We start from the raw sequence: 23,047 nt of genomic DNA on the forward strand, positions 1-23,047 counted from the left end.
TGACATCTCGAAGCGTGGAGAACGGCCGCCTCCGCTGTCCCGGAAAAAACCGCAGATCAGCAGGTCGAGTGACCTGCGGGGTTAAACGTCAAGCTCAGAGGAGCCCCGCACGGCGACGACAGCGCGCTGTTGAGCACTGACTCACCGAACGATGCCCGAACCATGGGGTGGGGGACGGCAGAGGGGAAACTACCAAGTGACGGCAGATACACGACAGTTGACGTTTGCCTGATCAGGGCGCCTCGAGGCCGCCTGGGCCGGACCCCTCCGGTGGAGTGATCGGCACAGGGAGTACGGGCAGTGGCTGCCCCGGCGAGGGGCTCGGCCGCGGCGTTGGCGGTGCGGGTGGGTCGTCGGGCGGGCCGGACGGGTCCTTGCCGGTCGGCGGTCGGGCCGGAGCCGGCTTCGCGGGTGGGGAGCCGGGTTGCCGGGACGGCCGGTCCTTCGGCTTCGCAGAAGGCTCGACCTGCGGCTCGGATGACGTATCGCCAGACGCAGCGGTCACCCCGCTCGCCGCGATATGACCGGAATAGACGCGCATCCAGCTCAGCACCAAGTGCAGGTACTCCTCCGAGTGGTTGTACGCGAGGATCGCTCGCCGCAGGCCCTGGGCACCCCGCAGGTCGCCCCCCGCGGCGCAGAGATAGCGCCCGGCGGCCAGCCAGGCGTCGTCCACCTGGTGCGGGTCGGCCGACCCGTCGCCGTTGCCGTCGGAGCCCCAGCGACGCCAGGTGGAGGGGATGAACTGTGCGGGACCCACGGCCCGGTCCCAGACGCGGTCGCCGTCATGGGCACCGCCATCGGTGTCAGGGATGGCCATGACGCCGGGGCTGCCGTCCAGCCGGGGACCCAGGATCGGGCTTCGGGTGCGGCCGGTGGCGTCGATGTCGCCGCCGCGGGCGTGGCCGGACTCCACCCGGCCGATCGCCGCCAGCAGTGCGGTGTTCAGGCCGCACCCGGGGCGGGTGTCGGCCAGCGCCCGCACCGCACCGCGGTAGGCGGCAAGCACCCGGCCGGGTATCCCGTACGCGGCCGGAGGGCGTGGCGGTACGAAGGCGCTCTTGGCCGCGGACAATGGGGTGGTCCAGGGCACCGGACGCGTCTCGGGGACGAGCAGCATCGCGGGTGGTGGGTCCGGATACAGCGGCGGGGTGCCACCTCCCCTGTCGGTCGCCGCGGGGGTGGCCACCGCCGTGGACGGGGCCGCCAGTTGCCAGGCGGTCGCGGTCGCCATGCCACCGGTCGCGCCGGCGGCCACCAGGCCGGCCATCACCAGCGGCCACAGCTGCGGGCGCGCGCTCACCAGCACACCGGCCTCGCGCCCAGGGGTGCTGTCCACCCGCCGCCCGAGCCCCGCATGAAGAAGGCACAACGGGTATCGGCGGTGCCCTTCCCCGCGACGTACGTCAACGGGACGGTCAGGCCGCCGAAACGCTGCCCGCGGAAGGTGTACAGCTCTTTGATCAGTCCGGCCCTGCTGATCTCGCCCGCGCCGCGCGCCGCCTTCTCGAAGACCTTCGCCGACGCCCACCCCTGCGCGGCCGCCGGCCCCGGTGCCTTCCCGCCGCCGTACTTCTTCCACGCCGCGTCGAACTCGTGGATGGACGGGGACGAGGTGCCCTTGAAGGGGAAGACGGCCATCGCGGCCAGCACATTCGACAGACCCGGCTTGGATGCGCTGTCCGCCCCCACGGTGGCCGAGGGCTGCAGGAACTGGGGGCTGAAGTTCTGGCGTCGGCAGGACGAGGCAACCCTGGCAACGGTGTTCGGGTCCCCGGTGACCATCATCAGCTCCACACCTGCATTGCGTGCCTGGAGGCACTCGGCGGTGTAGTCGGGCTGTGTCACCGTGATCTTCGCGCGATAGACCGGATCGAGGCCGAACCGGGTGGCTGCCCTGCCGCTCCCGAACATGCGGTCCTCGGCGTGCGAGCAGGCATCGGTCTCGGTGCAGAAGAGGCCGCCCAGCTTCTTGCCCTTCCCGTAGGTCGCGCCCACCTTCGCCAGTCCGTCCATCTGGGAGTTCGTGGAGGGACACTGGCTGAACAGCACCGGGCTGCTCGTCCACGCGGTGGTCGAGCAGTCGCCGCCGACGACAGGGACCTTCTTCTGCTCGACGTAGCCCTTCCAGGCGGCAAGGGTGTGTGTGGTCGTCATCGCCGCCACGATGGCGACGACATTGTGGCGCTCGACCAATTCCTGCACCTGGCTACGGCCCTTGGCGGCGTCGGCCCCGTCGTCCATCACGATCACTTTGACCTGGCGGCCGTCGATGCCACCCGCGGTGTTGGTGGCTGCCGCCCATGCCTGCAAGGCGCGCGGACCTTGCCCGAAGGCGACGCCTCCGGGCCCCGAGAGGGTGCCGACGCTGCCGATGACGATGGGCGCACCGCCGCGGCCGGCGCCGTTGCCTCCGCCGCCCCTGCCGTTCCCGCCGCTGCCGTTGCCGGCTGCCGCACCGCCCGGGCCCGCTGCGTCGCCCCCACCCTCCGCCGGCCCGGCACTGTCGCCCGTCGCGCCCGCCGCGGTCTGCCCCTCGCCCGCCCCGTCCGCTCCCGGGACGAGCTCGCCCGCGGCCGTTCCCGTGCCGGCCTGGCCGCTGCCGGTGCCCGAGCCGGCCCGGACGATGGTGTCGTGGTCGAGCCGGGTGCCGCAGGCGGCGAGCACCACCAGGCTCAGCGCTGCCAAGGCCGCCTGCGGGCGGCGCGTTCGGGTGCGCGTTCGGGGTGGGGTCACGGTTTCCTCCATCACGTGTGTGCGCCCAGGTACTGCTCGATGAGCCGGGCCCCGTCGAGTTCGCCGGGCTCCCCCGCGAACCCGGTACGTCCTCGGTTCATGAGGTAGACGTAGTCAGCCAGCTCCAGTGCCCGGGTGACGTACTGTTCGACGAGCAGCAGGGCGCATCCGGAGGCGGCGAGCTCGCCGAGAAAGCCGAAGATCTCGTCGACGACCACCGGCGCCAGGCCCATGGACACCTCGTCGAGGAGGACGTAGACGGGGTCGGTGACGTAGGCGCGGGCCAGCGCGAGCATCTGCTGCTGGCCACCGCTCAGCGAACCGGCACTCTGGCGGAGTTTCCGCCCCAGGACCGGGAAGGCCGAGACCACTTTCTCGATTGCCTCGTCCACGTCCGCGCCCGCGGCCTGGACGAGGATGTTGTCCCGTACTGTCAGGTTCGGGAACACCCCGCGCCCCTCGGGCACGTGGCAGACCCCGCGCCGGGCCAGGGTGTGCGAGGACTTTCCGGTCAGGTCCCGGCCGTCGAGGCGGATCCGTCCGGCGCTGGGGGCCAGTTGGCCGGAGGCAACCCGTAGGAGTGTGGTCTTTCCCGCGCCGTTGGGTCCCAGCAGCGCGACCACCGAGCGGGGCGGCACCCAGAGCGAGACCTCGCGCAGTACGGGCGTATCGCCGTAACCGGCGCTGATGCCGTGAAGTTCCAGCACTATGCCGCCTCCGATCCCAGGTACGCGGCGCGCACGGTCTCGCTGGCCCGTGCCTCGGCGGGGGTGCCCTGGAAGATCATTTCGCCGAAGTCGAGGACAAAGAGGTGCTCGCAGACGGACATGACCAGAGCCATGTCGTGCTCCACCAGCAGCACCCCGCAGCCTCGCTCGGCCACGACCCGCGTCACGATCGCGCCGAACCGTTCGGTCTCCGCGGTGTCCAGACCCGACGACGGCTCGTCGAGCAGCAGCAGCTCGAAGCGGCCGGCCAGCACCCGGCCGAGGTCGACCAACCGTCGTTGCCCGGTCGACAACGAGGCCGCCGGACGGTGGCGGAGGTCTCCGAGCCGGCACAGCTCGAGCACCTCCTCGGTGGCCTGCCGGACCGCTTTCCGCTCGGCCGGGGGGCACCACAGCTGCCTGACGGGATGGCTGCGTGCGAGGCGCGCTTCCAGTCCGAGCGCGATGTTCTGCTGGACGGTCAGCGAGTCGAACAGGTCCATCTTCTGGAAGGTCCGGCCGAGTCCCAGCTGAGCGCGCGCCGAGGGCGGACGGCCGGTGATGTCCTGGCCGAAGAGGCGGATCGTGCCGGCCGACGGTCGCAGCAGACCGGAGCAGGCGTTGAACGTGGTGGTCTTGCCTGCCCCGTTGGGGCCGATCAGCCCGGTGATCCGGCCGAGCGGCGCATCGAAGGACACCGCATTCACGGCGGTGTTCCCGCCGAACCGGATCGTCAGTCCTTCGACGCCCAGACCCGCGTCGTTGCCGCGGCTCGCCTGCGCGGCATCCGCCTCGTCACCACGGACCACCGCCGTGCTCCCGTCGTCGGCGCGGGTCCTCACGGTGCTCCCGCCGTCGCGGCCGCGCACCGCCGCACGTCCCTCGCCGCCACTCACCGCCGCACGTCCCTCACCGCCACCGCGCACCGCCGCACGTCCCCCGTCGCCGCCACCGCTCACCGCGACACCCCCTTCGCCAGACCGGCACCGACCCGCACGCGCGCCGGCTCACCGCGGCGGACGATCCTCGTGGCAGCCGCTCGCAGCCGCTGAGCGGCGGGTCCCGGCGCGCCGAGGCGTTCGGCGGCCCGCTGCGCCGCCGGTTCCGCGGACCCCTCCCCTGCCGGTCGTCGTCCGGCGGCACCCGCTTCGCGCAGGGCCACCGCGAGCGCACCGAGGCCGAAGGCCACCGGGAGCCATGCGACGACGGTCGCGTCGGTGACGTACGCAGGGACGATCGCCATCTGCGCCGCCGCGGCCACCGGCGCGGCCGCGCGCAGACCGGTGCAGAGCACCAGGAGCGCCAGCCAGGTCAGCGAGGTGTACGACACGAACGGCACCCCTGTCGCGGACTGTCCCTGTGAGGCGTGGAGCGCCCCGGCGACTCCGGCGACGAACGCCGAGACGGCGAACACGGTGACCCGGGTGACGTTCACTCCGAGCCCGAGGGTCGACAGCGTCGTCGGCGAATCGGACATGGCGCGCAGCAGCCGCCCCAGTCGGCTCCGCCCGATGGCCGCGCTCAGCAGCAATGCGGCGACGGCAAAGGCCAGCAGTACGTAGTAGAAGGCCTTGTCCCCCTCGAAGGGGGCGGGGCGCGTCGCGGGCAGCGTGCTCGTCGCACCGAACATCAACGCGGAGCCGTAGACGACCCGTTCGAGCAGAATGCCGAAACCGAGGGTGGCCAGGGCCAGATACAGCCCGGACAGCCGGATCGCGGGAACGGCCACCAGCATGCCGACCGGCACCGCTGCCGCACCCGCAAGGAGCACGGCGACCAGCCAGGGCAGGCCGGCCCCGACCGCGAGGTGCGAGAACGTCGACGAGCCCACCGCGACCAGCGCGGCATGGGCCAGGGACACCTGGCCCGAGGTGCGTACCAGCAGATGGAGCGAGGAGAAGACCATCACGAACACCAGAGCCGTGGAGTACACGGGCAGCTTGGCGCCGACCACGAACGGGACCACCGCAGCCACCGCGACCGCAGCGACCGCCGTCACCCGCGCGGCGGCCCTGCCCATCAACGGCCGCGAGGGCGGCGCCGAGCGGCTCCCGCCGACCTCGACCAGCCTTCTCCGGCCCGCCAGCAGCAGGACGGCGAACAGCACCAGGAACGGCAGCGCGGGCGGCAGCCCCGACAAGAGCTCGGAGCCCGACACCGCCTTGGTGGCCACGGCCGCCAGCACCCCGACGAGCAGCCCGCCGGCGTACGTCAGCGGAAGGCTGGAGAACAGCCCCACCGCCGCGGCTCCGTACGCCTGCACCACCAGCATGGTCAACAGCAGGGCATCCAGCCCGATCTGCGGGGCCAGGAGCACGCCCGAGACCGCGGCGAACCAGCATCCGATCAGCCACGCCCGGCTCCGCACCGCGAACGCGCTCGTGCCGGCCAGTTCCAGCAGCGCCGGGTCGTCCACGACGGCGCGCATCTTCACGCCCATCGGGGAGACCCGGAAGAACACGAAGAATCCCACGGCGCCCAGCACGGCCACGAGCGCGGAGATCAGTTGGTCGACCCCCACGATCACACCGATCACCTCGACGGTGTCGGTGGGCAGGAACCCGGGGAAGTCCAGTCCGGCGCCGCCGTAGTGGGCGACCAAGGCCATGGTGACGGCCAGTTGCAGACCCACGGTGGCGACTATCTTCGTGGTCGGGGCGGCGCCCGCCAGGCTCCGGGTGAGGCGCTCCATGACCAGCGCGACGCAGAGCGGCACCACGACGACGGCGATGGCCAGCGCCACCGGCCAGGGCAGCCCGCGCAGGACACGCAGGTCGTAGTACGCGTACGCGGCCACCGCGGCGATCGCCCCGTGCGCGAAATTGAAGATGCCGGACGTCTTGTACGTGAGGACCAGGCCCATGGCCGCCAGGCCGTAGACGGAGCCGGTCGTGATGCCGATGACGACGAACGGGAGCCATTCGTTCATGCGGCACACACCCCGCACAGCTCGCCGTCGCCAGGGGCCGCCACGATGACGTCCTTACCGTCCAGCAGCGGGCAGTCCGGACGGTGCAGCCTGACCATGCCTGTCGCCCGCACCAGCTGCTGCTGTGCCGTGTTGGCCCGGCGGAGCGGCGTCGCCTCGTACGAGTCCTCCGGCTCCTCCCTCGGCGCAAGGGAGATGAGCGCGATACGCCGCTCCCCCACCGCACGCCGGACTCGCAGCAGCCACAGGCACAGGCCGATGGCCGAGACCGCAAATCCCGCCACGGCGAGATTCAGCCACGCTGTCTGTCGCGCCACCACTGCCGTTCCGCCGGCGCCGAACCATGCGGTGACGAGCAGCGCGAGCCCGGCCATGGTGGTGCCGCAGACCATCAGGGCGTCGCGGTCCTGCCACGGTTCCGAGCGCCCGCCGACTCCTGTCGCGCCGCCCCCTCGTGTCATGACGCACCCTCGATCGGCGGAAGCAGGACGGTGCGGTCGTGGTCGACGGTGCGGTCGCGGCCGTCTGGGGCCGCGCCGACCTCGACCGCACCGAGTTCACCGGCGGCCTTGATCGCCCGTTCGATGCGGTCGAGCTTGCGCCACTCGTCGCGCAGATCGGCGGAGAGCCACAGGGCGGTGGAGACTCCGAGCAGGAACAGTCCGCCGAGCCCTGCGCTGATGACGTACGGCACCTGTTCGGCCACGTACGCGGTCCCGCTCACCCCGCGCCAGCCGATGATCAGCACGACGGCTCCGGCGACGGCCGCCGCTGCCGCGGTCAGCCGGTCCCACTGGCTGCGTGCCCGGGTCATGATGTCCATCGGGTCCTCACTCCCAACAGGCGCAGCAGAGTTCCGAAGGCGAAGGTGGCCACGGCTCCGAACGCGACGACGAGATAGAGACCGGTCATCCCCATGTCGACCGGGTTGCCGATCAGGTGAGCGGGCGAAGGGTTCTTCGGGCCGGAAGAGGCTCCGTCGTCCGGCGCCGAGGGCTGCTCGTCCGGCGGTTCCTCGGCCGGTGCCGCATCCGGCGGTGCCGCGGGAGGCCCCTCCTCGCCGCCGCCGGCGGCCGGGGGTGGCCCCTCCAGCGGTGGCACGTCCCCACCGCCACCGGGCGGTGGCTCGACCGGAGCGGCAGCGGCGAACGCGCGGCCGAAGGTGTAGTGCACGGTGTAGACCGCGCCCGACTGTGTGTCCTGCTGCCGTACGAGGATCTCGACGCCGGCCGACGTGACGCCCTGCTCGGTGTTCTCCGGCCGTAGGTACCGCACCCGTACTCCCGCGGCCTCGAGCGCCTTGGCCGGATCGCTCTCCGGAAGCGGCCCCTTCTGGCCGACGGCCTGCACACCGTCCTCGGTGATCTCCACGACCTGTCCGGCAACCTCGGTACGGCCGACACTCAGCTGTGAGGCACGTACGAGCTTCCCGTCCCTGCCGACGGTCGCGGTCGCCTCGCTCCGTACCCGGCCCAGCTGCAGCACGCCGTTGAGGGTGATCGGCTGGGTGTCGGCCGTGGCCGACGCACTGCTCGCCCGCCGCACCGGATCCACGGCAGCGTTCGCGCGCGCGGTGGTCTCCGCCGATGCGGCGTCCTGCCCCAGCTGTGTCCGCGCCTGCGCACGGGTGGAGTTCTTGTCGCTGTGCGAGCTGAGCGTGTGGCCCTGCTGCCCGGTCTCGGCCTTCTCGGGGGACGGGTAGCGGGAGGCCGCGTACGCCGGGTACCCGGGAATCGACTGTCCCGTCTGGCTGCCGATCAGGGCGGGCGCCGAGACGATGCTCTCGCCCGGGTACGGGCTGGAGGCGAACCCGGACGATTCCTCGACCCCGTGGTCGACGCACGCCTGCGCGACCGGCACCCCGACACCCGACGGCGCCTGCAGCGCCGCATTGTCGCTGGCACTGACCATCACCTGAACGCCTTGCGCGGTCGCCGTCACCGGGCAGCCGCCCTCCTCACCCGGCTCGGCGGCGACGTCCGCCGGCGGAAGGCACACCAGCAGCACGACCGCACCCGTTCCGACGAGCCCGCGCCCGCGCCGGGGCAGGAGGGAAGAGGTCGCTTTCACGGGCATGAACGTCCTCCGGGTGTCGACGGTGTCACCGCCACGACTTTCGCGGAAGCCGCACGGGCGAGCAGAGCTGATCTCGGCTGGCGACCACGTCACTCCCACTCACCGGGACACAGCGACGGACGCCGGGTCCGCCACCGTAGACCCGTCCTGCCTCTTCCTGTTTCACGGAACCTGCGATACCGACTAGCCAGGCAGTTCTGGCGTCAACCACCAAGCGGAGGTGGAAGGTGACGGTCCCGGTGACAGTCGACGCGTTCGCGAGCAGCTCTTCCGTCAGGCACGGCGGCGGCCCGTGCGCCATGCCACGGGCACGGCCACAGCCCCCGGCGCCGAACACCATGATCGAGCGGATGACGCTCATCCTCGACGCGTTCGATTCCGGCACGCCCAAGCTGTCCCTGCTGGAGCTGACCGAACGCACCGGCCTGCCGCGCTCCACCCTGCATCGCATACTCGACCAGATGATCCGGCTCCGGTGGCTCGCACACTCCGCCGGCGGCTATCGCCTCGGCATGCGCACGCTGGAGCTGGGCGGACTTGCGGCCGGCCACAGCGAGATCCGGGACGTCGTCGGCCCGCTGCTGCACGAGCTGTGCCGGCGAACGGGATTCGTCGGCCATCTCGCCGTGCTGGACGGGCGCGAGGTGGTCTTCCTGGACAAGGTCGGCGGACGGTTCGCCGCCAACCTGCCCACTCGCCTCGGCAGCCGCTTGCCCGCGCACACCACAGCGGTGGGCAAGGCGCTGCTGGCGACGCTCGATCCGCACCACATCGACGCCATGTACGGCGCACGGCTGCCGGTCCGCACACCGCGATCGATCCGCACCGTCCCCAGCCTGCACAACGCACTGGAACAGGTCCGGCGCAGGCACGGTGTCGCCTGGGACAACCAGGAATCGCTGACGGGGATCTCCTGCGTCGCGGCTCCGCTGCGGGGAGGCGGCGCGGCCTCCGCGGCGCTCTCGCTCAGCGGCGACTCCCAGGCGATGGACCTCGGGCAGTTGGCCCCGGTCGTCCTGGAAGTCGCGCGCGAGGCGGGCCACGCGTTGTTCTCCGGGTGGGGGCGACGGGCGTAGGGCGCTGCGCGGTCGCCGTTTGCGCGGGCGGCGTTCACGCGGTCGCCGCCTGCGCGGCCGGCGGGACTGAGGGCGCGGGCCGGGCCCGTGTCCAGTCCCCTGCCCTGGGCGCCTGCATACCACAGTCCCGCCGGTGCCCGTATTCCACGTGGCGAGGGACAGCTGCGGCAACTACCTGCCGTCCGTTGTCCTTTCGGGCAAGCATCAGGGTGATCTGCCGAGGTTCGGGCGGCGTAGCACAGCGAGTTCGCGGACTCCCTCCGAATCTCGGACGGCGGGGAGGCCGTCACTCTGCCCCCGCCGCAAGGGCATCTACGTCAGGAGCGTGATCGGCGCGGCTGAGGGCACGAACTCACGTCACCCGGATGTCCCGCTGCAGGGAGACGGCGACGAGCCGGTCGCTGAAGGGCCGCGTGTCGCCCTCATCCGCCCCCGCGGCGCGGTAGGCACGGATCGCCGGGTCGGACAGGGTGAGGGTCAGCACCGGGCAGTCCGCGGCGTCGTCGGTGTGCTCGGGCGTGCATGAGATCACGTCGTCCATGGTGTGGCTGGGACAGATCGCCACGGCCGTCGCGAGCGCGGGTCATGGCAACGAGGGGCTTCGCCCGGATCAAGGCCCTCGCAGACGAACTCTCATACTCCGGAGCCTGGCCAGGCATCACGGATGCCCCGGCATGTCGCGCTGAACACGCCGCTACCTCAGGCCGGTCACCCGGCCGTACGTTCGGCGGGGGCCGCCACCACGTCCGAGGCGTCCCCGAGCCAGCCTCGTTCGCGGGCCAGCAGCGCGATCTGGAAGCGGGTCCGCGCGCCGAGGAGTTCGGCGGTCTCGCTGATGTGTTTCTGGATCGTCCGTCGACTCAGCCCCAGGACCCGGGCGATCGCGTCGTCCGTCAGACCCGCGCGCAACAGAGTGAGGATGTCGCGCATCCGCCCCGGAGGCTGGTCGTCCGGTTCCGCCGCAGTGATCGGCGGTCGACCGGGGCCGCTGTCCAGCGATACCGGGGTCGCCCGTTCCCAGACGCTTTCGAAGAGCGCGGTGAGCACCCCGAGAAGCGTGGCCGAGTGCACGATGAACGAACCCGCAGACGGGTCCTCCTGCCGCAGCGGCATGATGCCGACCGTCGCATCGAACACCACCAGTTTCATCGGGAGCCCGGCCAGCAGCCGAAGTTCCCCGCCCCGGGCTGTGCCGCTCAGGGCGGTGCGCAGCGAAACGGTGTCGGTCATCCCGTCGGTGTCGTACACCGACCGGAACCGCACTCCGTCGGGCACCGGCATCTCCGGAGTCGGCGCGTCTGAAACGGCAGCGGGGGCAGTCGGCACCGAGGTGCCCTCGAGGCGCGCGGACTGGGTGACGTATGGAGGTTTGGCGAGGTGGAGCACCTCGTGCCGGCTGGACGCGAGCAGCTGCGCGTAGCGCACCCCGACCTGCTCGGCGCTCTCCGCCACCTCGAACAGGTCGGAGGTGAACTGACGGTGCGACGCCGAGCGGTATGCCTCGTGCAACCGCTCCATGTACAGCTCCGCCCGCGCCAGTTCCTGCCGTTTCTGGGCGAGCAGCGAACCGAGGGTGGAGCGGGGCGGGCCCGCGCTCCAACGCGTGGGCCGGTCACTGACGCGGACGATCAGGTGTTCGTTCTCCAGCGCCTGTAGGGCGCGTTCGGCGGCTGCCGAGGTGATCCCGAGTGCTTCGGCAACCGCCTCGCTGCTCAGTTCCGGCTGTGTGACCAGGCGTTCGAGTACCCGGCCGGCCAAGGGGCTCAGACCGGTCCCCGCCCACGGCAAATCTGATGAATCCGCCAAAGTCGTCCCCCTTTCGGTGCGCTGGCTCGGCCGATCGTACGCGGAGGAGTCAGCCGGAGTGATCACGTGATCGTTACATTCCCTTGCGGCCGGGGGGACTCGTTCCGTCTCCAGTCTGTTCCTGTTCACATCTGCGCAGTTGCGCATACCCGCACTCCTGACCTCCTTGCCTGGCGGATTGCGCTCCGGACAGGGTGATCACGAGCCGCCGACGCGATGGTGCGTCGAATCCTGTTCGGTCTCAGCGACCCGGTCGACACGTCGGCACGTTACCTGGGGCAGCCCGAGCAGCTTCGGCCGACAGCCGGCCGCGGCCCTCTCTCGGGGCCCTCGCAAGAGGCGGTGCCAAAGTCCGTTCCGACCACCGCCTGTGCGACCGCGTCGCCCCACACCCACATCGCACGCCTTCGCGCCTTCACGCCGTAGGCGCTCACAGCCTCTGGCTCCCCCACCTCATCGGCCGGCACCACACGTCCGGACAGAAGGAGTTTCAGCAGTGCCGAACAACTTCCGTACCCGCAGGGCCATGTCGCCTCACAAACCCCATCCCTCCGGTCATGGGATCTCCGGTTACGGGCGTGTCGCGGCCATTGCGGCCGTCGCCACGGCCGCGCTCTTCGTCTCGGTCCTGCCCGCCTCGGGCACCGTCACCACCTCGGTCGGTACGGATCAAGCACCACGGCAGATAACGGCGGAGTCCAGACCCGGTGCCAGGGCCGTCGCGCTCTCCACCGCGCAGCGCGGGAAGCTGCTCGAGGCCGCGACCGAGGCACGCGTCACCACCGCCCGTTCCCTGAAGCTGGGCGATCGGGAGGAGCTGATACCCAGGGACGTCGTCAAGGACGCCGACGGCACCGTGCACACCCGCTACGAGCGCACCTACGCCGGCCTGCCCGTCATCGGCGGAGACCTGGTGGTCCACGAGCAGGGCGCGGTCCGTACCGTCACCAAGTCCTCGAACGTGAAGGTGTCGGTGCCGACGACCAAGGCCGCCGTCTCGGCCGCGACGGCGAGGAAGTCCGCCCTGGCCGCGGCGAAGGCCAAGAAGACCGACGACGCGGCCACGGACGGATCGCCGAAGCTGGTCGTCTGGCTCGGGGGCGGGACGCCGACGCTCGCTTGGCAGTCCGTCGTCAGCGGTGAGCAGGAGGACGGAACCCCGAGCAGCCTGAGCGTGGTGACCGACGCCACGACCGGCAGGCAGCTCCAGAGCGTCGAACAGATCCACTCAGGCACCGGCCACAGCCAGTACAGCGGTCAGGTGCCGATCGGCACCGCCCGCAACGGCAGCCTCTACGAGCTGACCGACCCCGAGCGCGGCGGCCACAAGACGTACGACCTGACCGGCGTCGGCGGCAGCGGCGTCCTGGTCACCGACGACGACGACGTCTGGGGAGACGGAACGGCGGCCGACCGCCAGACGGCGGCCGTGGACGCCGCATTCGGCCAGCGGCAGACGTGGGACTTCTACCACGACCGTTTCGGCCGCAACGGCATCGCCAACGACGGTGTGGGCGCCTACTCCCGGGTCCACTACGGCGACGGATACGCCAACGCCTTCTGGGACAACGGCTGCTTCTGCATGACCTACGGCGACGGCCTGAACAACGCCAGGCCACTCACCGAACTCGACATCGCCGCACACGAGATGACCCACGGCGTCACCTACGCCACCGCGAACCTGACCTACTCCGGTGAGTCCGGCGGCCTGAACGAGGCCACCAGCGACATCATGGGCACCTCCGTGGAGTTCTCCACGAACAACCCCGCAGATGTCCCCGACTACATGATCGGCGAGCTCGCCGACGTCCGCGGCACCGGCAAGCCGCTGCGCTACATGGACCAGCCTTCCAAGGACACCTCCGCCAAGGGCACCTCCCAGGACTACTGGACCCCCGAGACCAGGAAGCTCGACCCGCACTTCACCTCGGGCGTGGCCAACCACTTCTTCTACCTCCTCTCCGAGGGCAGCGGGAAGAAGACCATCAACGGCGTCGCCTACGACAGCCCCACATACGACGGCCTCCCGGTCGCCGGTCTCGGCCAGCGCGACGCGACCGCCGTCTGGTACCGGGCGCTGACCGTCTACATGACCAGTAGCACCGACTACGCGGGAGCCCGCGCCGCCACCCTCCGGGCCGCCGCCGACCTGTTCGGTCCGACCAGCGACGCCTACGAGGCCGTCGGCAACGCCTGGGCGGCCGTCAACGTCGGCGCCCGCTATGTGAACCACATCGCCGTGATCACCCCCTCCACGCGGAACTCGGCTGTCGGCCAGCCGACCAGCCGGCAGATCGAAGCGACGAGTTCCCGGCCGGGCCCCCTGTCGTATTCCGCGCACGGGCTGCCCAAGGGCCTGTCCATCAACTCGGAAACGGGCCTGATCAGCGGCACTCCGAAGAAGGCCGGCCACTTCAAGGCAGCCGTCACCATCAAGAACTCCCCGAAGGCCAAGCGCACGGTGCGCTTCGTGTGGACCGTCCTGGCCTCCGGCAGTGACTTCTTCGTCAACCCCGCCCGGTTCGACATCCCCAACTGGAAGACCATCGAGTCCCCGCTCATCGTCACCGGCCGCAAGGGCAACGCCCCCAGTGACCTCAAGGTCACGATCGACCTGTACCACCCGTGGATCGGCGGTCAGGTAGTCACCCTGGTCAGCGAGAACGGCACGGAGATCCCGGTCAAGGACTGGTACTGGGACATCGGCGAGGGCGAGTTGCACACCACCTACACCGTCGATGCGTCGGCGGTACCCGCCAACGGCACCTGGAAGCTCCGGGTCCAGGACAACACCCCTGGCATCTTCACCGTCGACCCCGGCTACCTCGACAGCTGGAGCCTCACCTTCTGACCCTTCTTCTCCACCGCACCGCCCACACCCGCCGCGCCCGGCCATACGGGCGCGGCGGTACGTGTTTCTCCCTGCCGGCAACCGGTCGGCGAGGCTGGGGTGATGGGCTCCCGAGCGCATTCCGAGTCGATGGGTCCGGGGACCTGGCCGCATCGCAATATACAAGCCACCCGGCCCCATTTCCCTGAAAGCAGAGATGAAAGACCCACGACGAAACGAACCACGCGCTGCCCACCGAAGGCGACCTGCTGCGCGTCGAGCCGGCCCCACTCAGCCGCCACGCCCTCCTCGGAGGCGGCGGCCGAGATGGACGGTCACGTGGAAGCGCAGGCGGTCTACGACATCTGCGACTACGACGACGACCGCAGCCTGAGGGGCTTCACCAAGCCGATCAAGCGAATCAGCGGCAAGCTGCAGGAGCAGGGGGTGATTCCGGAGTCCGCAGTGCTGGTGCTCACCCCCGAGTACGAGAACGGTCCCAGCCGGGCCTCCGGCTTCAAGGTTCACCCCCTTCTGGTGCCGCTCATCAACAACCTGGCGGACGACGACGAGGCATGACCTATTGCCGACGAGGTCGCATCGCCGGACACACGCCTGACGCGCGTCAACTCGACGATCAGGGCGCGAGCCGCAATCTGTTCGCGTTCTCAGGCACGACAGCGCGCCCACCGACGTCTGCTCAACCTTCCCGTTCCAGGAGTCATGGTTGTCGGGTCCGGCATCATGGTCCTCATGTCGGGTGGGGTGGATGTGTGGACGGCGGCGGGCGAGTTCAACCGGGGCGCCGTCGCGGAAGTCGAGTCAGCTGCCGAGGACGAGCGCAAGCAGGTGCTGTCCCTGTTTCCGCTTGAGGAGTGGGGAACGCTGCCGCTGGAGCACTATGCCCTCGGGCAGGCCTCGCCGTCCGCGACGGGGACGACATACTGCCGGCTGATGGAATTCGGTACGCCGCGCCTGGGCAGCATCAGGGGCGGCAGCGCGGCAAAGCACATCATGTACCGCCACAACTCCGGCGAGTGGCGGCTGGCGGCGCCCCTGAAGGGGATGGATCCGCGGGACGCGTGGGAGCGGCTGCGGGAACAGTACGTCCAGGCTTTCGAGGCGGTGGCCGCCGGAGACTTCGAGGCACTCGACGAACTCGACGTGCTGCGGTTCGGGCCGGCGCTGGTGACCAAGTCGCTGGCCACGTACTTCCCCGAGCACTTCCTGCCCGTGTACTCCGCCGATCACATCCGCAAGTTCCTCGCCTTGCTGGGCGGCGCGTCGGAGGCTGGCTCACCAGCCTGGCGCAGCAACCGTACGCTGCTCGCAGTCGTACGGTCGCGGCCGGAGTTCGAGGGCTGGACCTCGTACGAGGTGGTTCGGTTCCTCTACGGAGCCTTCGATCCGCGCCCTCGTCAGCGCACCATCTGGAAGGTTGCCCCTGGTGCGCGCGGCCGCAGGTGGGAGGAGTGCCGTGACGGCGGGTTCGTCTGCGTCGGATGGGACGAACTCGGCGACCTGAGCCAGTTCCAGAGTGACACGGAAGTGAAGGAGGCCCTGGACACACGCTGGCCCGGGAGCAGCGGCGGCAGCCTGACCCTCGCGCGCAGACTGCTGGCGTTCCGGGACCTGGAAGCGGGAGACCGGCTCGTGGCCAACCGCGGGGTGGACGAGGTCCTGGCCACCGGCACAGTCAACGGGAGCTACCGCTTCGACCCGGACCGTCTGGATTTCCAGCACGTCGTGCCAGTGGAGTGGGACGTCTCCCACGCGCAGAAGCTGTCAAAACCCCAGCACGGCTGGCGGTCCACCTTCGCCAAGGTCGACCCGGCCCTCTTCGCCAAGTTCACCGCCGTCCGCGCCGACTCCGACCCAGAAGCGGACCGGGCTGAGAAGGAGCGCGCTCCGGTCGCGCTGCCCGAGGACGTGCAGGCCGTACTGGACGCCCTGGAGCGCAAGGGGCAGGTGATCCTGCACGGGCCGCCCGGCACCGGTAAGACCCGGCTCGCGCTGGGCGCCGCCCTTGCCCTGGCTGGCCGCGCGGACGTGCTGGGAACCGACCCAGGCCGTCGTGCGGAGGCTCAGTCCGAGGTGCTGCAAGGCGACCGCGTCCGGCTGGTTACCTTCCACCCGTCGTACGGGTACGAAGACTTCGTCGAGGGCTTCAAACCGGACCTGAGCGCCACCGGGCCCGGGTTGACCCTCGCGCTCGCGGACGGTCTGTTCCACGCCCTGTGCAGCCGGGCCGCCGTCCAGCCGGAGCAGACATTCCTCCTGATCATCGATGAGATCAACCGCGGTGACCTGCCACGAATCTTCGGCGAGCTGATCACCCTGCTCGAACTCGACAAACGCAATCTGCCGGTCGACCTTCCCGTCAGCAAGCGGTCGTTCTCCGTGCCACCGAACATCCGGATCATCGGCACGATGAACACCGCGGACCGGAGCATCAGCCACCTGGACGCCGCGGTTCGCCGCCGATTCGCCTTCCTGCCCATCGGACCCGACCCGGACGCCGTATCGGGAACCGTCGGGCCACTGGATCTGGCGGCGTTTTTCGAGTCTCTCAACTCCCGCATCGCCCGCCACCTCGACGCCGACCACCAGATAGGGCACGCCTATCTTCTGCGCGACGGCGAGCCGATCGCGACGGAGGAGGATCTGGCCGCTGCCTTCCACCACGAGGTGATCCCCCTGCTGGAGGACTACTGTCTCGGCCGGGCCGACCTGCTGCACAGCGTCCTCGGAAGCATGGTCGACGCGGACACCGGCCGACCTGCCCTCATGTCCCCGCAGGACCTCGCCAGCGCACTCGCGACCGAGTTCACCAGCGGCGCGCCGGACGCCGATGGCTGACCGCACCCCGGTCGAGCTCGACGAGTACGGGTCCATCTCGCTCGGCAGCGAACAGCTCACCGCCCGGGACATCGATCGCCTGCACGCCCTCCAGGCCGGCGGCCGTCTCTCCCTGCACCCGGGCCGCACCGGATGGCATCTCAAGGCCGGCGCGATCGTCGGGGTGCTGGTCCTGGACCGTGTCCGGCTGATCATCAGGCCCAAGTTCGCCATCCCTGGCGAGCAGCTGATGAGCTGGCTGGCCTACGCGCTCTGCACACCCGTCCCGACGTCGGTCAGACACTGGACCACGGGGCCGGACGGCTACGCCGAGCTCGTGGCCGCCGCCCTGCTCGAAGAGTGCGAGAGGCTCGTCCGGGATGGTCTGCGCCGCGACTACGTCCGTCGCCAGAGCCTTGAACCGATGCTCCGGGGGCGCCTGGACGTCGCCGCTCAGGCCACCCACCGTTACGGGCAGCTGGACCGGCTGCATGTCCGCACCTTCGAGCGCGAAACGGATATCTGGGACAACCGTGTCCTGGGAACCGCGCTGAAGGCCGCGCTCCCGCTGACCACCAACTCCGAGCTCGCTCGCGACCTGCATAGCATCACTGGGACGTTCCCTCACACCGCAACCCCGGGCGCTGCCCTGCGCGCCCTCGACTGCACCCGATACACCCGCCTGAACGCCCGTTACCGTCCCGCCCACACCTGGGCACGCTTGCTCCTGCGTGGCGGAGGCGTGACCGACCTGCTGACCGACCGCGGCACCACGGCGGGCGGCCTCCTCCTGCCCATGCCGGCGCTCTGGGAAGCCGTCGTCCGACGCCTCGCCACCGAGGCCGCCGCCCCGCACGGCGGTCGATCCGTGCCCAGCAACGGCAAGGCCGGCATCACCGTCCGCGGAGACCTGGGGAAGACCTCCACGTTCCGCCCGGACCTCCTGCTCAGCCTCCCCGGCCCCGGCACCGCCCACCGCGTGCTGCTGCCGATCGACGCCAAGTACAAGCGCTACGACCGCCACGGCGTCAGCGCCGACGACGTCCACCAGCTGCTCACTTACAGCGCTGGTTACACGCCTGCCGACAACCCGAGCGCGGTGATCATCCATCCCCGGGGCGGCGGTTACGCCCGACGAGTCCTCCAGATCGGCAGTCCGCAGGGCAGTCTCGGCGTCATCCACGTGCTCGGCATCGACACCCGTGCTCATCCTGAACACGCGACCGCATGGGTGCGAACTGCCCTGCTGTGAAGCCGACTGCAGAGAACCGGCTCATCCAGAACACACACGTTGGTACATCCCCGCCTCACAGGGGTGGCTTGGTCCCCGGTACCCACTCGAAGCCGAAGCCGTATGCCCGGTCGATGAGCAGCTGGTTCGGCAGCCACGGCTGCGCGGTGAACCAGCGGACTTCGCGCCGCAGGTCGAGCGTGTCCCGCCCCGACGTGAGCAAGGCGATCGCGCATGCGGTGGCTCCGGCAGGGGAGTCGTCCAGGTGGATGCGCCAGGTGCCGCTTGGTGCGCTGATGGTGACGACGCCTCCCAGCGTCCGGAAGTCGGCCGCGCCCTCGTAGATGTAGACGTAGACGAGCAACTTGGTGAACTGCCGCCGGTGCTCGAGGCTGATGCGGAGGGTTTCCCCGTCGGAGCTCTCGCCGGTGCGGTCGTCCTGGTCCAGACTGACGTAGGGCCAGGCATCCAGGTTCCCCAGCTGGGAGCCGAGGGGTTGGACCGCAATGCCCATTCCGTCGCGGGTCAGGACCATGCAACCCAGGTCCAGGTCGGCCTTGGAGGTGACCGACCAGTTGAGGTTCACCTGAAGCACGCCTCGACCCGTGATCCGGGCTTGCGGCGTCTGCTTGGTGAGGTCCACGGTACGCGTCGTCGGCTCCCTCAACGTCCGCCTTTCGGGCTGGACGGGCGCCCCTCCCCCTGCCAGATGGATAGTCCCACGCTGTCTTCCGTCACCGCTCAACGCGGCCCCCTCACATACATCACCGATCTGTGTGATCGCTTCGCGCCACGCCACCCGACCTATGTGATCGTCGTCTATTATTGCGCGACTGGTGAAGAAGATGTGAAAGTCTTCAGCGGTCTGTTCTGTGCGGCAGGGATGTAGGCGGCACGTCACGGCCCTGTCCTCGTCGCGTCTGGATCTGCACAAAAGTCCCGGAGTCACCGGGCAGGGGTGGGGAATGTCCGCGGGGAGAACACTCGAAAAAGAGGTGACGGCACGTCACCTCGAAGATGCGGCGCAGGATCCTGCGCTCGCACCGTGCGCCGAGGAGCTGAGGGCCCTGGCGGAGGCACTCAGCTCCAGCGATACGGAGGCCCTCGACCCCTGGGCCGACCTCGATCTGATGGGCCACTTTGCCCGGGCCGAGAGCGTCGCAGAGGTCGGGGAGGATGGCCGCGGCGCACGATTTGACGCCGTGCTGGACTGGGTTCTGGGAGCATTGGTCTTCCTGCCTCTGCTCTTCACCTGGTTCGGGCTGTGGCAGGCCTCGAGTGCGTACGGGGCTCTTACCGGCGACGACCCCAAGGCCGCAGGCCGGCCGTTCCTGCAGCTGTGGCAGTCCGGGTTCGACGGGCACCTGGGCGAGACATTCCGGTTCGGGCACGTGGCCGTCGGCGGGTGTCTGGCCCTGGCGATGCTGTTCGTTCTCACGGCAGTGCACGGCTACCGGCGCACCGCGGCCGAGCGCCGCGAAGAGCAGGTCCGCCGGCGCTCCCGTGCGGCCCTTGCCCGTCTGGTGCCAGTCCTCACACGTGCGCAGCTTGCGCTCAACCAGCACCGATTCGCCTCTCCTCAGCGGTTCGCGGCAGAGCTCAATTCGGCTGCCGGACGGCTGCAACGCATGCACACGAAGGCCATCACCACGCAGGAGGAACTCACTCGCGCCGCCAATCTGGTGAGCGGGGCCATGGACAAGGCGGAGCAGCGTCTCGCCCAGGCGGAGGCCTACGTGCGGCCGCTCGAACAGGTGGTGATGCGGATCGAGGAGACCGTGCGGGACAGCGGGACGGCCATCCGGACCGCCGTGCATGACCTGGACGACCCGTTGACACAGGCGGGCCGACGGCTGGCCGACGCGGTCAGTGGGCAGACCAGTGTCCTCGACAAGGCATTGGAAGAGTTGCGGACAGTCGGCGATGGGATGCGTGACGTCCTCGCCCGTACGGCGGACCGGCTGGAGATGGCGGTCGGCGACAACGGCGACCGCGTCCGCAGCGCACTGTCGGACGCGGCGCAGCAGGTCGAGGACTCGTTGACCGTGCTGGCAGCCTCGCAGCGCGGGTTCACCACCGGCATCGAGGTTGTCGCGGATGTCAACGGTCGGCTCCTCAACGACCTGGGCACAGTTGTCGAGCGCACCGGTGAGGCTGCGGAGGTCTCTCGTGAGGCCCTGCTCGGTATCGAGGCTCGCAGCCTGGCCCTTCACGATGCGGCCGCCCGTTTCGGCGCTGTCACCGATGCCCTGGAGCAGGCGCTCCGTGAGACCGAAGCGGCGCGGGCCGAGGCACAGGCGGCGCGGGTCGGAGCCGAAGCGGCCCAGAAGCGCGCCGAGGAGGAGCTGCGGGAGGCCCGGGAACTGCGCGCCGGGATCGGATCGAGTCGGTGAGCCCGCTGAAAAGGGGGCCTCGGTTCACGCCACTGCACCTGGCCGGGTGGCTCTTTGCCGACATGCTGCTCGTGCTGGCGCTGGTGTCCATGGGAGACCGTGGCGACCCGCTGGCCGCCAGGGCCGCCGTCCGGCCCTCACCGTCGGCAAGTGGCTCAGCCGGGCCTGAGCCTTCGCCCGAACCCAGCCGGACGCCCTTGGGGCCGCGGTCCGTGGAGCGCAAGCCGGTGAAGGTTCGTGTGACGGCTGGGGTCGGTGACACCGCCCGGATGGCGAAGCAGTTGCGTGCCGCCACCGCCGCGTATGAGGGTCGCAGCGCCGCCTTCGTACTCACCTTCGGCCAAGCGCCCGAGCCCGGTGACGGCCAGGCATACGCGCGCGAGATCAACAAATCTCTGCGGAAGGCGCGTCCGGGAATGTTCGCCGACGCGACAACGCGTGACTTCTGGAACGGCGGCACCTCCGGCGCAGCCGATCTCGAGATCTACTTCTACACCCGTTGACGGCCACGCCGTCTCTCTTACGCTCAGGAGAGCCCGTGCAGATCCTCCCCTTTTACATGGTGTGCGACGAGTCCGGTTCTATGTCCGGTCCCGGCGTGGACGCTATCAACTCGGCTTTGCCCGACCTGCACCAAGAGATCAGCACCAATCCGAGTGTCGCGGACAAGACCCGTTTCGCGCTGATCGGCTTCTCCACCCAGGCTTCCGTGCTGCAGCCGCTCGCCGACCTGAGCGAGCTGACGCAGCTTCCGTCGCTGTCCGCTGGAGGAGTTACCTCCTTTGGGTCAGCCTTCAGCTTGCTCAAGGACACCATCGAGAAGGATGTCGCAGCGCTGAAGGCGGACGGCCACGACGTGTACCGGCCCGTGGTGTTCTTCCTCTCCGACGGCATTCCTACGGACGACGGCTGGCGCAACGCACTCAAGGACTTGAACGGGTTCCGCTACGCGCCGAAGATCATCGCGTTCGGGATCAGTGACGCTGACGCCGCGACCATCACGGAGGTGGCCAACTTCAAGGCGTTCCTGCAGCAGGACTCGTCCATCACCCCGGCCGTCGCGCTCCGTGAGTTCGCGTCGAGCCTCACGCGGTCCATCGTCAGTTCGGCGACCAGCATGGCCGCGCAGGGCGGAGATGGGTTCCAGCTCCAGGTCGACGAGCAGGTGCCTGGCTTCACCAGCCTTTCCCTGGACAAGCTGTGAGCGGCCAGGTGAATCACGAAGAGTCCCGCGGCACAAGCCACGAGCCGGCTGGCTTTGACAGAGCCGCCGATGCCGACGACCTCGACACGCACTTCGCCGGCCTGCCGTACGGGGTCATGGCGCACGACGCGATCACTCAGGTACATGGAGGCGCTGCCCCCACGCTGGAGCAGGCGCCTCCGGCGCCGGAGCAAGTCGTAGTACCCGCCGAACCCGGAACCGAGTTCCTGCGAGGGGTACCGGCGCACGTCGGCAAGCGGCCGCCGAGCTATCCGCCTCACCCTCTGGGGCGTCCCTCAGTGCGGGACGCGGACGAATTCGCGGCCTTCTCCCCTGCCGTCCTTCTGGACGGGGCCAGAGTTGGGCGCTTGACGGTGCGGGCCGCCTCTGTGCGCGGTGACTCCCACAACTGGGAGGGCAACTGTCGCCAGGACGCCATGACGGTGACGCGGATCGGTCCGCCGGAGGCAGAAATGCTTCTATTGGCCGTTGCCGACGGCGTGGGCTCGGCGCTGTACTCGCATGTCGGCTCGGACGCGTTTTCTCGCCTGGCAGCCGTTTACCTGGACCGGGAAGCCGAGAGCATATACGCGGCGCTGTGCGCTCAGAACGAAGCCGACCTTCGCACCCTTGCCACCAAGGCAGTCGCCGGTGCGGCCGGCGAACTGCGTTCCGGGTGGGCTTCGTCCGCAGGGCACAAGTCCCGTCCCTATGCCGATCAGGACTACGCGACCACCCTGCACGTCCTCCTGATCCCCACGGATGCTCGCGTCCGTGAGCGCGTCCTGTGCAGTGTGGGCGATGGCGGCCTATTCGTGCTGCGCCAGGGCCGTTGGGAACACGGGGACCCCAACGATGGCGGAGGACTGCTCGACACCCGGACCGAGGCCCTCCCCCACGCCTACCACAGTGTTAAGGCCGCACTACTGCGGACCGTGCCGGGCGAGGTCCTCCTCCTGGGCACCGACGGCATCACCAACCCGCTCACCCAGAAAGACCCCGAGTTCGCGCTGCGTCTCGCGGATGCCTGGAGCGGTCCTGTCGTCCCCTCAATGTCCGACTTCCTGTGGCAGGCGCAGACCCGCGCGATGTCATACGACGACGACCGGACCGTCATCTGCGTATGGGAGGTCGACGCATGAGTTTCCTGAGTCAACCTCTATGCCGCCAGAGGCGTGTCGGCGGGCGTGCTGATCTTGTTGTTGGCCTGGTGGGTGACGG

General features: G+C 69.9%; 20 protein-coding genes. 9 read left to right on the forward strand and 11 right to left on the reverse strand.

Annotated features, from left to right (window positions below):
• Positions 1-232: 232 nt before the first annotated feature.
• From ACFV9O_RS34500 to ACFV9O_RS34535, 8 genes are read right to left on the reverse strand one after another with little or no spacing between them, the layout of a single operon-like run.
• The gene (locus ACFV9O_RS34500) at positions 233-1,339 is read right to left on the reverse strand and encodes a lytic transglycosylase domain-containing protein (protein WP_385425250.1); all 1,107 of its coding nucleotides are present in this window, start codon (positions 1,337-1,339) and stop codon (positions 233-235) included.
• The gene (locus ACFV9O_RS34505; protein ID WP_385425253.1) at positions 1,300-2,736 is read right to left on the reverse strand and encodes an ABC transporter substrate-binding protein; all 1,437 of its coding nucleotides are present in this window, start codon (positions 2,734-2,736) and stop codon (positions 1,300-1,302) included. Before ACFV9O_RS34505 ends, ACFV9O_RS34500 begins: the two co-directional genes overlap by 40 nt.
• A gap of 11 nt (positions 2,737-2,747) precedes the next feature.
• Positions 2,748-3,443 (reverse strand): ABC transporter ATP-binding protein, encoded by a 696-nt coding sequence (locus tag ACFV9O_RS34510; protein ID WP_385425256.1) that lies wholly within the window; start codon positions 3,441-3,443, stop codon positions 2,748-2,750.
• Entirely contained in the window at positions 3,443-4,402 is a 960-nt protein-coding gene (locus ACFV9O_RS34515; RefSeq protein WP_385425259.1) for an ABC transporter ATP-binding protein, read from the reverse strand. The genes ACFV9O_RS34510 and ACFV9O_RS34515 overlap by 1 nt, the downstream gene beginning before the upstream one ends.
• A complete protein-coding gene (locus tag ACFV9O_RS34520; RefSeq protein ID WP_385425262.1) occupies positions 4,399-6,372 on the reverse strand; it encodes a hypothetical protein in 1,974 nt (657 codons plus the stop codon). The genes ACFV9O_RS34515 and ACFV9O_RS34520 overlap by 4 nt, the downstream gene beginning before the upstream one ends.
• Positions 6,369-6,833 (reverse strand): hypothetical protein, encoded by a 465-nt coding sequence (locus tag ACFV9O_RS34525; RefSeq protein WP_385425265.1) that lies wholly within the window; start codon positions 6,831-6,833, stop codon positions 6,369-6,371. Before ACFV9O_RS34525 ends, ACFV9O_RS34520 begins: the two co-directional genes overlap by 4 nt.
• A complete protein-coding gene (locus ACFV9O_RS34530; RefSeq protein WP_385425269.1) occupies positions 6,830-7,195 on the reverse strand; it encodes a hypothetical protein in 366 nt (121 codons plus the stop codon). Before ACFV9O_RS34530 ends, ACFV9O_RS34525 begins: the two co-directional genes overlap by 4 nt.
• Positions 7,183-8,442 carry a hypothetical protein gene (locus ACFV9O_RS34535; RefSeq protein WP_385425272.1) on the reverse strand — a complete coding sequence of 420 codons (1,260 nt, stop codon included), beginning with the start codon at positions 8,440-8,442 and terminating at the stop codon, positions 7,183-7,185. Before ACFV9O_RS34535 ends, ACFV9O_RS34530 begins: the two co-directional genes overlap by 13 nt.
• 356 nt (positions 8,443-8,798) lie before the next feature.
• On the opposite strand from ACFV9O_RS34535, the gene ACFV9O_RS34540 reads away from it, so the two are divergent.
• Positions 8,799-9,524 carry an IclR family transcriptional regulator gene (locus tag ACFV9O_RS34540; RefSeq protein ID WP_385425275.1) on the forward strand — a complete coding sequence of 242 codons (726 nt, stop codon included), beginning with the start codon at positions 8,799-8,801 and terminating at the stop codon, positions 9,522-9,524.
• Between the two features lie 352 nt (positions 9,525-9,876).
• On the opposite strand, the gene ACFV9O_RS34545 is transcribed toward ACFV9O_RS34540, so the two are convergent.
• Both ACFV9O_RS34545 and ACFV9O_RS34550 read right to left on the reverse strand, forming a co-directional pair.
• Positions 9,877-10,056: a hypothetical protein gene (locus tag ACFV9O_RS34545; protein WP_385425278.1), complete on the reverse strand. Its 180-nt coding sequence runs from the start codon at positions 10,054-10,056 to the stop codon at positions 9,877-9,879.
• 176 nt (positions 10,057-10,232) lie between these two features.
• Positions 10,233-11,477: a LuxR C-terminal-related transcriptional regulator gene (locus tag ACFV9O_RS34550; RefSeq protein ID WP_385425281.1), complete on the reverse strand. Its 1,245-nt coding sequence runs from the start codon at positions 11,475-11,477 to the stop codon at positions 10,233-10,235.
• A 379-nt stretch (positions 11,478-11,856) separates the two neighbouring features.
• On the opposite strand from ACFV9O_RS34550, the gene ACFV9O_RS34555 reads away from it, so the two are divergent.
• The 4 genes from ACFV9O_RS34555 to ACFV9O_RS34570 all read left to right on the forward strand — a co-directional run bounded on the left by ACFV9O_RS34555 (position 11,857) and on the right by ACFV9O_RS34570 (position 18,250).
• Positions 11,857-14,181, forward strand: a complete 2,325-nt coding sequence (locus ACFV9O_RS34555) for a M4 family metallopeptidase (RefSeq protein ID WP_385425304.1) — start codon at positions 11,857-11,859, stop codon at positions 14,179-14,181.
• A 318-nt stretch (positions 14,182-14,499) separates the two neighbouring features.
• Positions 14,500-14,739, forward strand: coding sequence for a hypothetical protein (locus tag ACFV9O_RS34560; RefSeq protein ID WP_385425284.1), 240 nt, complete (start codon positions 14,500-14,502; stop codon positions 14,737-14,739).
• A 144-nt stretch (positions 14,740-14,883) separates the two neighbouring features.
• The gene (locus tag ACFV9O_RS34565) at positions 14,884-17,019 is read left to right on the forward strand and encodes an AAA family ATPase (protein ID WP_385425287.1); all 2,136 of its coding nucleotides are present in this window, start codon (positions 14,884-14,886) and stop codon (positions 17,017-17,019) included.
• Positions 17,012-18,250, forward strand: coding sequence for an McrC family protein (locus ACFV9O_RS34570; RefSeq protein WP_385425289.1), 1,239 nt, complete (start codon positions 17,012-17,014; stop codon positions 18,248-18,250). The genes ACFV9O_RS34565 and ACFV9O_RS34570 overlap by 8 nt, the downstream gene beginning before the upstream one ends.
• Before the next feature lie 55 nt (positions 18,251-18,305).
• Here ACFV9O_RS34570 and ACFV9O_RS34575 read toward each other — a convergent pair whose 3' ends face one another.
• A complete protein-coding gene (locus ACFV9O_RS34575) occupies positions 18,306-18,824 on the reverse strand; it encodes a tellurium resistance protein (protein ID WP_385425291.1) in 519 nt (172 codons plus the stop codon).
• A 400-nt stretch (positions 18,825-19,224) separates the two neighbouring features.
• Here ACFV9O_RS34575 and ACFV9O_RS34580 point away from each other — a divergent pair, with 400 nt between their 5' ends.
• The 4 genes from ACFV9O_RS34580 (at position 19,225) to ACFV9O_RS34595 (ending at position 22,968) form a co-directional block, all read left to right on the forward strand.
• A complete protein-coding gene (locus ACFV9O_RS34580; RefSeq protein WP_385425294.1) occupies positions 19,225-20,622 on the forward strand; it encodes a hypothetical protein in 1,398 nt (465 codons plus the stop codon).
• Positions 20,623-20,684: 62 nt separating this feature from the next.
• Positions 20,685-21,125 carry a hypothetical protein gene (locus ACFV9O_RS34585; RefSeq protein WP_385425296.1) on the forward strand — a complete coding sequence of 147 codons (441 nt, stop codon included), beginning with the start codon at positions 20,685-20,687 and terminating at the stop codon, positions 21,123-21,125.
• 35 nt (positions 21,126-21,160) lie between these two features.
• Positions 21,161-21,826 carry a VWA domain-containing protein gene (locus tag ACFV9O_RS34590; RefSeq protein WP_385425299.1) on the forward strand — a complete coding sequence of 222 codons (666 nt, stop codon included), beginning with the start codon at positions 21,161-21,163 and terminating at the stop codon, positions 21,824-21,826.
• Entirely contained in the window at positions 21,823-22,968 is a 1,146-nt protein-coding gene (locus ACFV9O_RS34595) for a protein phosphatase 2C domain-containing protein (RefSeq protein WP_385425301.1), read from the forward strand. Before ACFV9O_RS34590 ends, ACFV9O_RS34595 begins: the two co-directional genes overlap by 4 nt.
• Positions 22,969-23,047: the final 79 nt, after the last annotated feature.

This window comes from Streptomyces sp. NPDC059909, assembly GCF_042730885.1.
Taxonomy (GTDB): Bacteria; Actinomycetota; Actinomycetes; order Streptomycetales; family Streptomycetaceae; genus Streptomyces.